Below are 11,945 nucleotides of genomic sequence, written 5' to 3' on the forward strand. Positions count from 1 at the left end.
CGCATGCGGTCGATAGGGTGCAGGTGTGTCAGTCCATATCGTAGAGCGGCGCCGCATCGTGCTCCAGAGCGAGGATCGGCGTATCGACCTCTCGCTTCCGTTCGATGAGACCCTCGACGATGCACTGGTGCTGAGCGGCCTGTCGACGACGGACCGATTCGTGACCGTCGGCCCGGGAGGCTTCGAGGTCCCCGGCGACACAGAGTGCGAAGACCTCATCGACGGCGGTCTGTATGCGCTGATCGATCGCGCCGCTCTCGCCCCCCGCGCGCCGCGCGCGGTGGTGGATGCCCCCACCAGAGCCGATCACGGCGCGCGGTGGTGGATGCTCGCCGTCAGCGGAATGCTCCTCGTCGCCGTGTTCGCCCAGGGGGCTGGAGACCCGCTGCTGCGTCTGCTCGTCGCGCTGGTCCTCGTCGTCGGAACCCTCGGCGGAGCGATCGCCTGGGCGCGCCGCGATTCGACGGCCGGCATCCGCGGCATCCTCGGTGTGCTCGCACCCGTGGTGATGTCCTTCGCGGCGGGTGCGCTGCTGATTCCGGGATCGCTCGAGTCGAGCGCCCACCTGTCTACCGCCTCCGGCTTCCTGGCAGCAGGCATCACGACCGCGATCGTGGCCGTCTCGGCCCGAGCGCGTCCGATGCGGGCGGCCGCAGGAACCGCGACCGTGCTCCTCGTCGGCCTCGCGGCGGTCTGGGGCCTTGCGCTGCTGCTGCGCTGGGGCCCGGCCGAGGCCGCGGCCATCTCGCTCGGACTCGTCCCGCTCGGACTCCGCGCGCTGCCGAGCAGTCTGGTGAACCTCCCCGAGGGGTACTTCATCGACTACAAGCACTTCATGACCAGTCGCTGGACGGTCCGAGGGGCTATTCCCGAATCCGTCGGGCTGCTGCGTCCCGAGCGCATCGTCGCCGTCGTCGACGATTCCTCGGCGCGACTCATCGCCGGAACGGCGGTGCTCAGCATCGTCGCCGCGCTGATGACCCCCATCGCGTTCCTCCGTCCGTGGCCGGACGACCCCTTCGTGATCTCCGGCGGCATCGCACTTCTCGTCTGCGTAGGCCTCGCGCTGCTGTTGACGCCCCGACACACGACGTCGCGCATCCTCCGCTGGCTTCCCCGGGCGGCCGCCGCCGTCGTGCTCTTGGTCGCCGGTCTGCAGGCATCCGCTGCGCTCGGCACGGGATTCCAGGCGTTCGGTGCGCTAGCGCTGTTCGCTGTCGGTCTCACCGCGGTCGCCGTCATCATCCCCGTCTCGCGCGGGGCGAGCTCGCTCATCTGGTCGCGCTTCGGCGACGTCTTCGAATGGCTCGCCGTCGCGCTCGCCCTTCCTGCGGCGCTCCTTTACGCGAATGCGCTGTCTCTCGTTCGTGGAATGATGGCGGGATGAGCGGGAACGGCGAACCACAGCCCCGGCCGGGCGGTGGCACCATCCCACCCGTGCATCCGGGACCCAGCCAGCCCGGGGAGATCCCTGCGCTGCCGCCGGCGTTGATCGCGGCTCCGCCCGGCGTGGACGGCGCCCCGCTCCGAACCGGACCCACGCCGCCGGCACCGACCCCGATCGCTCAGACGCGTTCCAGGGCAAGACGCCCCTCCGACGGGCTCGGCCCCGCTTTCGTCGGCGCGCCCGCAGGTACCGCAGCGAGGATCGCCGCCTTCACGCTCGATGCCGCTGCCGTGATCCTCGCCGCCGCGATCGTCCTCATCACCACTCGCAGCATGCTGCTCGCAGGGCTCACAGTCGCCGAGCTCGCGATCTTCCTGTGCGTACTCGAAGCGCGCACCGGCCTCACCATCGGCAACGCCGTGCTGCGCCTGCGAGCCTCTCGCGGCGACCGGCCCTTCTCGCCGGGTGTCGGTCGCCAGTTCGTCCGCGCGCTCATCACGGGCGCCGGTTTCCTGGTCGCGGTCGGCAGCTGGGTCGTCGTCGCGTCGAGCGCGTGGGATCGCGGCGGTCGCCGTCAGACCTGGGCCGATCGCATCGCCGGCACCGTCGTGATCTCGGTCCCGCCCCGTGAGGCAGCCGAAGCACAGCAGACCGTCTCCGTCGGCGAGGCCGCCGCTCCGTTGGCACCGCCGCAGGTCGTGCCGCTCGGTGCACATCCGTCCGTCGTCGACGAGGACTCCGAGCCGACCGACGCCCGCGCGGCCTCGCACCGCACCGAGACGCCCGCAGCCGTGGCGCAGGGCGACGACAGACCGCTCTTCACCATTGCGCCGCCAGCGACACAGCAGTCGGATGCCGCCGCCCCGGCATCCGAGTCCGGGGCGCTGCTGCTGATCTTCGACACCGGGCAGCGCGTGCAGCTCGGGCTGCCGCTCGCGGCGAACCTCGGACGCGCGCCGGTGGCCAGTGTGCACGATGATCGACTCGTCGTCGTGACCGACCCCGACTCCTCCGTGTCGAAGACGCACCTGCGGCTCGAGCATTCGCGCGGCCGCACCTGGGTCACCGACTTCGGATCCACCAACGGCTCCGACATCCGATCCGACGACGGGCAGACGACAGAGCTCGTCGCCGGCGAGCGCGTCCTGCTCGATGATGCCGATCGCGTCAGGGTCGGCAACCGCAGCTTCACCATCAGCCTCCTGCTGGGCACCGACAGCAGCGCCGGAGAGAGAGCATGACAGGACCCCGTCTCGCGCCGCCCCGCGTCCCTTCCGGAAAGCTCCCCGTTCAGGCGCCGCCCGAGCTGCAGCCCAACGACGGCGGCATGGGAATCCTCGGATCGCTGTTGCCGATGCTGGGCAGCGTGGGTGCGATCGTCATGGTCACGATGTCGAACCAGTCGGTGACGGGTCTGCTCACCGGAGGCATGTTCCTGCTGTCGTCGCTCGGATTCGTGGCGGTGAACGGCTGGCGTCAGCGATCGCAGCGACAGGCCGCGACCCTCGGTGCACGCCGCGAGTATCTCGCGTACCTGACCGAGCTGCGTCAGACCGTGCGTGTCGCGGCCCGGCAGCAGCGCCGTGCCGCGAACTGGCACCTTCCTGCGCCTTCGGCGCTGCCCTACATCGCCGAAGAGCGCACCAGGGTGTGGGAGCGCGGCGTGAATGACCCTGACTTCCTCTCGGTGCGCATCGGCACGAGCGACCAGCCGCTGTGTGTCTCGCTCGAGGCACCGGAGCTGCCTCCGCTCGCGCAGCTCGACCCGGTCGCCGCCTCTGCCGCGCATCGTTTCATGCTGACGCATGAGCTCCAGAAGAACCTCTCCCTCGGCATCACGATGCGCGACTACGCCCGCGTCGAGATCACGGGTGACGAGACCGAGTCCCGCGGTCTCGCGCGCGCCATGCTGCTGCACGTCGCGACCATGCACGACCCCGACACGGTGCAGATCGTGATCGCCGCTGACGCGGCCGTCCTGCCGCAGTGGGAATGGGCCAAGTGGATGCCGCACACGCATTCGCGCATGGTCAGCGACGGCCTCGGTGCCGCGCGCATGATCGGCTCGCAGCTGTCCGAGCTCGAGGACATGCTCCCCGCCGAGGTCCGTGAGCGGTCGCGCTTCGCCCGCGACGGCTCCAGCGCCAAGGTGCCCCACATCGTGATCCTGACCGATGGTGTCGCCACCTCGTTCAACGACGTTCTCGTGAGCGGTGACGGTGTGCAGGGGGTGACCGTGATCGACCTCCCCTCCCGGTGGGGCGATCTCGACGACCCGAATGCGCTGCGCATCGCGTTCGAGCCCGGTGGCAAGGGCGGCAGAGCCGAGCTCGTCAGTCTGCAGGTGCCCGCGCGTCCGTTCGAGGCCGACGCGATCAGCATCGTCGAGGCTGAGGCGACAGCCCGCCGACTCATCGCCCTCTACTCGGGCGGCACGACGATCACGAAGAAGAAGAGCACGACCGATCAGGCCGAGCTCGTCGAGCTGCTCGGCCTCCCCGACGTCCGTGATCTCGATCTCGACGCGGCCTGGTCGCCTCGACTCGAGCGGGATCGACTGCGGGTGCCCATCGGGCAGACGGAAGACGGCAGCCCGCTGATCCTCGACATCAAGGAGTCCGCTCAGCAGGGTATGGGCCCGCACGGTCTCATCATCGGTGCGACCGGTTCGGGAAAGTCAGAGGTCCTCCGCACGCTCGTGCTCGCGCTCGCGATGACGCATTCGCCAGAGCAGCTCAACTTCGTGCTCGTCGACTTCAAGGGTGGAGCCACCTTCGCCGGCATGGCCGACATGCCGCACGTATCGGCGATCATCACGAACCTCGGCGAGGAGATCTCGCTCGTCGACCGCATGCAGGATGCGCTGCAGGGCGAGATGGTGCGCCGTCAGGAGCTGCTCCGGGCGACCGGACCGTTCGCCAACGTCGCCGACTACGAGAAGGCACGCCGTGGCGGTCGCACCGACCTCGCCCCGCTTCCCGCTCTCCTCATCGTCGCCGACGAGTTCTCCGAGCTGCTGTCCGCCAAGCCCGAGTTCGTCGACACCTTCGTGAACATCGGCCGGCTCGGCCGTTCGCTGCAGGTGCACCTGCTGCTCTCGTCGCAGCGCCTCGAAGAGGGAAAGCTTCGAGGACTCGACACCCACCTGTCGTATCGGATCGGCTTGCGCACCTTCTCGGCCGCCGAATCGCGCACCGTTCTCGGAGTCCCCGACGCCTACCACCTGCCCACGCAGCCGGGCGCCGGAATCCTGAAGTCCGACACCGAGACCATGACGCAGTTCCGCGCCGCCTACGTGTCAGGCCCCCCGCCCCGCCGTCGGCGCCGTGCGGCATCGGGCTCTGTGCAGAGCACAGGCTCGACAGCGGTCGAGCTCTTCACCGCCGCGCCGGTGTGGAGGGCCGAGACGACGGTAGAGGAGCCAGAGGTCGTCGTCGACGCCGAACCCGAAGAGAAGCGCAACACGTTCGAGATCGCCGTCGAGATGATGAGCGGACGAGCGCAGGCGGCCCATCAGGTGTGGCTGCCGCCGCTCGAGACGCCTGCCACTCTCGATCAGCTGTTCGGCGATCTCGTCGAAGACCCGGCACTCGGGCTCATCTCCCCGCGGTGGAGGAGTGCCGGCGCGCTCACCGTGCCGCTCGGAATCGTCGATGTGCCGCTCGAGCAGCGGCGCGAGAACCTCGCCATCTCGCTCGGAGGCGCGGCCGGTCACATGGCGATCGTCGGCGCGCCGCTCAGCGGCAAGAGCACCCTCGCCCGCACCGCGCTGGCCGCCCTCGCCCTCACGCACACGCCGCAGGAGGTGCAGTTCTTCGTCATCGACTTCGGCGGCGGCAGCTTCACCGGCCTGCAGCGGTTCACGCACATCAGCGGCGTGGCCACGCGCTCGGAGCCCGACATCGTGCGCCGCACGGTCGCCGAGGTCACGAGTCTGCTCAACGCGCGCGAGGTGTACTTCCGCCAGAACGGCATCGACTCGATCGACACCTACAGGCAGCGCCGCTCCCAGGGGCTCGCCGATGACGGATACGGCGATATCTTCCTCATGGTCGACGGCTGGGGAACCCTGCGTGCAGAGTTCGAGATGCTCGAACCGCAGATCCAGGCCATCGCCGCGCGCGGACTCACCTACGGCGTGCACATCATCATCACGGCCTCGCGCTGGATGGAGGTCCGCGCCAACATCAAAGACCTCATCGGCACCCGCATCGAGCTGCGTCTCGGCGACCCGACGGACTCCGAGGTCAATCGCAAGGCTGCCGAGAACGTCACGGCGATCCCGGGCCGAGGCCTCAACGAGAACGGCCTGCAGATGCTGACGGCGCTGCCGCGCATCGACGGCGTCGACGACGCCTCCTCGCTGGCCGGAGGCATCGACGATCTCGTCACCCGTGTGGCATCCGCATGGCACGGCCCCGCCGGGCCCAAGCTGCGTCTGCTTCCCTCGCGCATCAGCCACGCCGACCTCCGGGCAGTGGCCGCCGCCGCGTCGGCGGACGGCTCGGAGCCGCGTGAGATCCTGCTCGGAATCGATGAGGCGAACCTCGCGCCGTTCTCGATCGACCCGCTCGAAGAGCCGCTGCTCTATCTCTACGGCGACGCAGACTCCGGCAAGTCGTCGATGCTTCGAGGCGTCGTGCATGAGATCACGCGTCTGTACGGTCCGACCGAGGCGAAGATCTTCGTGGTCGACTACCGCCGTGCGCTGCTCGGCGAGATCCCGCAGGAGTATCTCGGCGCCTACCTCACCTCGCACGAGATGACCGAGGGCGGGATGAGCGAGCTCGCCCAGTTCTTCCAGAGCCGCATCCCCGGCTCCGACGTCACACCCGACCAGCTGCGATCTCGGTCGTGGTGGAAGGGTGCGGAGGGCTTCGTGCTGATCGACGACTACGACCTCGTGTCGACGTCGCAGGGAAACCCCGTCGCGGTACTCGCCCCGCTGCTCGCGCAGGCCGCAGACCTCGGTCTTCACGTGATCCTCACGCGCCGCACCGGTGGAGCGAGTCGTGCCGCCTACGATCCGATCATCCAGAGGATGACCGACCTGGGCGCCACCGGCATCCTGCTCTCGGGAAACCCCGAGGAGGGGCAGCTGATCGGCAAGGTCAAAGCGGCCCCGGCCATCCCCGGGCGTGCGCAGATCGTCAGCCGCGACCGCGGACTGGTCGCCGCCCAGCTGCTGTGGGTGCCGCCGAGCTACCAGTGATCGCGGATGCGAAGGCTACAGCCGAGCCCGAGCGCACGCCCGAGTCGGATGTCAGCGGGTCGCGTCGGCGAGGTGGCGTGCGTCGTGGCTCAGCACCTTGACGATGATGCCGTGGCGACGCAGCTCCTTGGCGGTGCGTGCGCCCTCTTCAGCATCGCGCCCCAGAGCGTTGATGTTCGCGACGACGAGGACGTCTCCGGTCTTCAGCGTGCCGATGAGGCGCGACAGTCGATCGCTCCAACTCTCGAGGATGTCGGGAGCGGGGTGACGAAACCCCTCGATCGGCACCCCGAACCGGGTGAGGTCGTCGCGCTGCTCGACCACCGAGGGCATGCCCTCGCGAGAGACCACGAGTCCGACCAGGCGTGACCCGTCGGGGCGCGCGAGCCAGAAGTCGCGGTTCTGCTGCAGCTCGGTGAAGCACTTGGGGCATTCCGCGGCCGCGTGCGGGAGGTGCAGCGGACTCGTCAGGGCCTCGTCGACGGATGCCGTCGCCTTCATGGGATCGATCGTCTCGCTCATCGCGCACCTCCGGCATCCATTCTGCCCTGATCTGAGCGTGCGCGGTGATCTTTCAGAGCAGCCCGAGCGCCCGAACCGTCTCCCGCTCCTCGATGAGCTCGGCCACGGAGGCATCGATGCGAGCCCGCGCCCAGTCGCTGACCTCGAGCCCCTCGACGATCTGCCACTCTCCGTCGACCGACCGCACCGGGAACGACGAGATCAGACCGGCCGGAACGCCGTACTCGCCGTGCGAGACCACTCCGGCCGAGGTCCAGTCGTCGGTGCCGTGCACCCAGTCGCGCACATGCTCGATCGTCGCGTTCGCGGCGGATGCCACGGAGGACGAGCCGCGCACCTGGATGATCTCCGCTCCCCGCTTCGCGACCCGAGGGATGAACGTCTCGTCGAGCCACGCGGGCACATCGCCGACGATGGCCTCGAGCGCATCTGCGACCGGCCTGCCGCCCACGGTCGCATACGACACATCGGGGAACTGCGTCGCCGAGTGGTTGCCCCAGATGGGCACACGTCGAATCGTGTCGACCGGCATCGCGAGCGTCTGCGCCAGCTGCGCCCTGGCGCGATTCTCGTCGAGTCGGGTGAGCGCGGTGAATCGCTCGGCGGGGATGCCGTCGGCCGACGCCGCGGCGATCAGGGCGTTCGTGTTCGCCGGGTTGCCCACCACGGTCACGCGCACGTCGGACGACGCGTGAGCGGCGATCGCTGCACCCTGAGGGCCGAAGATGCCGGCGTTGGCCGCGAGCAGGTCTCCGCGTTCCATTCCGGGGCCCCGCGGACGTGCGCCGACGAGCAGCGCGAGGTCGCACCCGTCGAAGCCCACGGCGGGGTCGTCGGTCACTTCGACGTGCTCGAGCAGGCCGAACGCGCCGTCCTGCAACTCGAGGGCTGCTCCCTCGGCGGCACCCAGCCCCTGGGGGATCTCCAGCAGCCGCAGTCGCACCTTCTCGTCGGGGCCGAGCAGGTCTCCGGCGGCGATGCGGAAGAGCAGCGCGTATCCGATCTGTCCGCCTGCACCCGTGAGCGTGATCGTGGTCGTCATGACTCGAGCCTACGACCGTGAAGAGGGCGTTGTGCAGAGTACCCTCGTGGCATGACCTTCAACCCTGACGCGGATGTCTCCGGCAACACCGCCCGCAGACGCGGCCGCGGCGCCGTCGTCGCCGGGGCGGGCGGTGTGGGCCTGCTCGGCATCATCGCCCTGATCGCCGGACCGCTGCTGGGCATCGACCTGACCGGTCTGCTGGGTGGCGGTGCGACGGGTGGCGGGACCGAACCCGAGGGCGGCAGCGTGATCGAGAACTGCCTCACCGGAGAGGACGCAAACGAGAACGTGGACTGCCGGGTGGCGAGCGCGCAGCTGGCGTTGGACGGCTATTGGGAGGACTATCTCGACCCGTACCGGGCTCCCAAGCTCATCATCGTCGACGGCGCGACCTCGACCGCCTGCGGCACGGCGTCGAACGCGGTGGGGCCCTTCTACTGCCCACCGGACGAGACGGTCTACATCGACCCGACGTTCTTCGACCTCATGCAGCAGCAGTTCGGCGCATCCGCAGGAAACCTCGCGCAGCTGTACATCGTGGGCCATGAGTGGGGACACCACATCCAGTACCTCACCGGAGTGATGGACCGGTATCCGAACAACGGCACCGGCCCAGACAGCAACGGCGTGCGGATCGAGCTGCAGGCAGACTGCTACGCGGGGGCGTGGATCGGTCGGATGGCTCAGGAGAAGGACCCGGACGGGGTCCCGTACCTGCAGGCGCCGACCGAGGCGGAGCGTGTCGACGCGTTGAATGCGGCGAACACGGTCGGAGACGACAACATCCAGGAGCAGTCGTCCGGCTCGGTCAATCCCGAGAGCTTCACGCACGGTTCGAGCGAGCAGCGCGAGTTCTGGTTCGCGAACGGATACGCCAACGGACTGGACGTGTGCGAGCAACCTCTGACGCTGGCGGGGGACCGACTCTGATCACTTCGAGGTGATCATGACCGACTTCTGAGGGGAGAGAAGACGATGAATCTGGATGCTCTGTATCCGCCGATCGAGCCGTACGAGACCGGTGAGCTGCTCGTCGGCGACGGGCACCGCATGTACTGGGAGGTCAGCGGCAACCCCGACGGCAAGCCCGTGGTGTTCCTGCACGGCGGGCCGGGAAGCGGCACTTCGCCGTGGCAGCGACGATTCTTCGACCCCGACGCGTATCGGATCGTGCTGCTCGACCAGCGCGGCTGCGGACGCAGCATCCCGCACGCGAGCGCTCCTGATGCCGATCTCCGCTTCGTCACCACCGCACATCTGATCGCCGACATCGAACTGCTTCGACGCAACCTCGGCATCGAGCAGTGGCAGGTGTTCGGCGGATCGTGGGGGAGTGCGCTCGCGCTCGCCTACGCCCAGGCGCATCCGGATGCCGTCAGCGAGCTGGTCCTGCGTGGCATCTTCACCCTCCGGCGCGCAGAGCTGGAGTGGTTCTACGAGGGTGGCGCCGCCGCTCTGTTCCCCGACCTCTGGGAGGATTTCATCGCCCCCATCCCGGTGCTCGAGCGCTCACACATGATCGAGGCCTATCACCGACGTCTCTTCGACCCCGACCCGGCCGTGCATGAACCGGCGGCGGTCGCCTGGTCGCGATGGGAGGCCTCGACGGTCACGCTGCGCCCGGATGCCGCGCAGATCGAGTCGATGTCCGACCCGCGCACGGCCACCGCCTTCGCCCGCATCGAGAACCACTTCTTCGTGAACCGCGGATGGTGGACCGAGGGGCAGCTGATCACCGGCGTCGACGGCATCCGTCACATCCCGACCGTCATCGTGCAGGGGCGCCACGACGTGTGCACGCCGATGATGACCGCGTGGGACCTGCATACCGCCTGGCCGGAGGCCGAGTTCGTCGTCGTCGACGATGCCGGACACTCGGCGACCGAGCTCGGCATCCAGCGAGCACTGCGCACCGCGACCGACCGTTTCGCCGGCTGATCCCGCCCGACGGGCGAGCGCGAGTCAGGCGCGCAGCGCAGCGGTCAGGGTCTTCAACAGCCCGAGCGTGCCGCCGTTCGCACGGAATCGCGTGAGGCCCTCGCTCACCGCCGCACCCGTCCGCGAGGAGACGAACCACGGCGGCTTGGGCAGGATGCTGAAACGTCCTCCGCCGTTGATCACCGGAAGCGAGCGCGGGAACGGACGGAAGGGGCCACGGATCACCGATCGCTCGACGTGATCGAGCAGCAGCGCGTTGTGGACGATGCCGATGCCGCTGCCCACGTCGGCGATCGTGCTGCCGGGGAATCCTCCCCAGGTCATGGTCGGGGTGATGAACCCGAAGGCCGTCCAGCCGTTGATCGCGATCGAGCCGTAGCGAAGGGCCGCGATGGAGCGGTCGAATCCCGCGCCGAGTGCCTTCTCGGTCGCCGGGTCGATCAGCAGGTTCGCGCCGAGTGTGCCCTCCAGCCGCTCGTTCGCGTAGGCCACGGCCGCGTCGAGGAACTCCTGACCGGTGCCGGACACCGAGACGACGCCCAGCACCGGAGCGAAGTACTCGGTGCTCTGCAGCGCGGTCGCGTCCTCGTGCTCAGAGATCTCGACCAGCAGCCGATCGCCGAGCACGAGGGCGTCGGGGTAGGCGTCGGTCGCGAGCTGCATCCGCGAGGGTGCGCCGGGGTACCAGATCGGCCGCTCCGGAGCGTTCGCGTAGGCACGGCGCAGAGCGGCTCGGAAGTCGTCGGCCTGCGCCCAGTCCGACGACACGATCACGACCTGTCCCGCGATGCAGTTGTGCCCGCTGTTCTGCAGGCGCATGGTCGCGACGTGCTCGGCCTGATACGTGAGATCGGCTGCGGTCCACTCGCCGGGAACGACGATGATGGGCGACACGCCGCCGAGCTCGGCGGTGATGGGCTTCTTCAGCAGCGGGCGGTTCTCACGGCGTCGACGCGTGGCCGCAGCTCCCGTGCCCCACACGATGGCGTTGAAGGTCGTGTCCGATCCGGTGATGTGCACGTGTGAGAGGTCGGGGTGGCCGGTCAGATAGGCGCCGACGTCGGGTCCGCCCCGTGTGATTCGCAGCAACCCGGGGCCGATCAGGGGCGCGAGCGCCCGCTTGTAGATCGGCACCAGCGCATCCTGCGTCGGATTGACCTTGAGCAGTGCCGTGCGGTTGTGCGCGATCAGCTCATAGAAGACGTCGAGCACGGGAATCGAGGTGATGTTGCCGGCGCCGAGCACGAGCCCCACGCCCCCCGAGTCCGACGGGGTGCGCTGCGCGAGGCCGGCCGCGGCGCGTGCGCCGTTCGGAGTGACGCCGGGTTCGAGCCAGATCTCACCCGTGTAGCCCGAGAGCAGCAACCGGTCGATGCCGGTGAGGGGGAAGGCATGCACCCGAGTACGTCCGCCGGGAGCCCGGTCGATCGCGATCCCTTCGAGCGGGTTGGTGCCGTTCGCGAGGCGCGTGAGCGTCTCGATGTAGGCGTCGAGGGCGCCGAGCACGCTGTAGGGCCCGCTGAGCCATTCCTCTCCGCGCAGCGGGTGCCGTCCGTCGAGGCCCTTCGACGCGGCTGCCGTGTTCGCCCAGTCCTCGGCGGCGGCGGCGACGCTCGATCGCACGGCTTGCAGGAGGGTGACTCGCTGGGCGAGCGTCAGGGCAGACCAGGTGCTCGCGCCGGCCTGAAGATCGTGGATCGCGGTGTCGAGCCGATCGCGCTCGGCCTCTCCGAGCTGCGGGGCCTTCGTCGAAGCGGCGGGCGTCGTCGCAGAAGCGGGCGTCGTCGCAGAAGCGGGTGTTGTCGCAGAAGTCATCGGCGTCTCCTTCGGGCGGGGTCCCA

Annotated in this window: 8 protein-coding genes; 5 read left to right on the forward strand and 3 right to left on the reverse strand. The window is 69.1% G+C overall.

Annotation, left to right across the window (positions count from 1 at the left end):
- Positions 1-25: 25 nt before the first annotated feature.
- Genes ACIOU8_RS11060 through eccCa form a run of 3 tightly spaced genes read left to right on the forward strand, consistent with a single transcriptional unit; the run spans position 26 to position 6,599 of the window.
- Positions 26-1,387 (forward strand): hypothetical protein, encoded by a 1,362-nt coding sequence (locus ACIOU8_RS11060; protein ID WP_400789202.1) that lies wholly within the window; start codon positions 26-28, stop codon positions 1,385-1,387.
- Positions 1,384-2,628 (forward strand): FHA domain-containing protein, encoded by a 1,245-nt coding sequence (locus tag ACIOU8_RS11065; protein ID WP_400789205.1) that lies wholly within the window; start codon positions 1,384-1,386, stop codon positions 2,626-2,628. Before ACIOU8_RS11060 ends, ACIOU8_RS11065 begins: the two co-directional genes overlap by 4 nt.
- Entirely contained in the window at positions 2,625-6,599 is a 3,975-nt protein-coding gene (gene eccCa, locus ACIOU8_RS11070; RefSeq protein ID WP_400789207.1) for a type VII secretion protein EccCa, read from the forward strand. The genes ACIOU8_RS11065 and eccCa overlap by 4 nt, the downstream gene beginning before the upstream one ends.
- 51 nt (positions 6,600-6,650) lie before the next feature.
- Here eccCa and ACIOU8_RS11075 read toward each other — a convergent pair whose 3' ends face one another.
- Together ACIOU8_RS11075 and ACIOU8_RS11080 are read right to left on the reverse strand one after the other, a co-directional pair.
- Positions 6,651-7,121, reverse strand: coding sequence for a recombinase family protein (locus tag ACIOU8_RS11075; RefSeq protein ID WP_052493032.1), 471 nt, complete (start codon positions 7,119-7,121; stop codon positions 6,651-6,653).
- Between the two features lie 52 nt (positions 7,122-7,173).
- Complete coding sequence (locus ACIOU8_RS11080; protein ID WP_400789210.1) at positions 7,174-8,163, reverse strand: malate dehydrogenase; 990 nt, start codon at positions 8,161-8,163, stop codon at positions 7,174-7,176.
- Positions 8,164-8,214: 51 nt separating this feature from the next.
- On the opposite strand from ACIOU8_RS11080, the gene ACIOU8_RS11085 reads away from it, so the two are divergent.
- Positions 8,215-9,096: a neutral zinc metallopeptidase gene (locus ACIOU8_RS11085; protein WP_400789212.1), complete on the forward strand. Its 882-nt coding sequence runs from the start codon at positions 8,215-8,217 to the stop codon at positions 9,094-9,096.
- Between the two features lie 45 nt (positions 9,097-9,141).
- A complete protein-coding gene (gene pip / locus ACIOU8_RS11090) occupies positions 9,142-10,104 on the forward strand; it encodes a prolyl aminopeptidase (RefSeq protein ID WP_400789215.1) in 963 nt (320 codons plus the stop codon).
- Between the two features lie 24 nt (positions 10,105-10,128).
- Here pip and ACIOU8_RS11095 read toward each other — a convergent pair whose 3' ends face one another.
- Positions 10,129-11,919 (reverse strand): aldehyde dehydrogenase family protein, encoded by a 1,791-nt coding sequence (locus tag ACIOU8_RS11095; protein WP_400789217.1) that lies wholly within the window; start codon positions 11,917-11,919, stop codon positions 10,129-10,131.
- Positions 11,920-11,945: the final 26 nt, after the last annotated feature.

The sequence above is a fragment of the Microbacterium sp. NPDC087589 genome (genome assembly GCF_044743635.1).
GTDB lineage: Bacteria > Actinomycetota > Actinomycetes > Actinomycetales > Microbacteriaceae > Microbacterium.